Here is a 516-nt window from a genome sequence, read left to right as displayed (position 1 = left end):
CGTTCTTGATGATCCCGTTAAGTCGCTCTGCCATAGCGTTGTGGAGAGGGTTGCCTGTCTGGGTGACGCTGGTTACGATGCCTAGGCTGGCCTCGTAGTCGGTCATCTGCTTGGAGACGTATTGACAGCCTCGGTCGCTATGGAAGATGAGTCCTTTGAGGTCAAAGCCATGCTTTTGGTAGAAGTCAACGGTCTGTTTTAGTGCGTTGTAGGGGCCCTCTGTGGAGAGCGTGGGCTGCAGGTCAAAGCCGGTGATGATGCGGCTATAAGCATCCATCGTCAGGGAGAGATATGCGAAGCCCCCTAAACACTTGACGTAGGTTATGTCTGAGACGGTGAGCCGGCAATGGTCGGTGGCGATGTACTTAGGGGTGGTGTTCAGGTGGTCTTGGAAGCCGTGATTGACTACTCCTTTGGTCGTCTGGGGTGGACGCTTGCGCTTGCGACTTCTCAGCAGCATGTCGTTGGCTCCTAACACTTTGTAAAGCCAGTCTCGACCTACTTGAAAGGTTCCTT

General features: G+C 53.9%; 1 protein-coding gene. It reads right to left on the bottom strand.

Annotated elements, in window-relative coordinates; all coding sequences use genetic code 11:
• The coding region (locus tag PORUE0001_RS00870; protein WP_007364556.1) for a DDE-type integrase/transposase/recombinase at positions 1-516 on the bottom strand (516 nt) is incomplete at both ends.

It is taken from the genome of Porphyromonas uenonis 60-3 (assembly GCF_000174775.1).
In the GTDB taxonomy this organism is placed as follows: Bacteria; Bacteroidota; Bacteroidia; order Bacteroidales; family Porphyromonadaceae; genus Porphyromonas; species Porphyromonas uenonis_A.
Note: the sequence above shows the minus strand (reverse complement) of the source record. Positions and strands in the feature narration are given on the sequence as shown.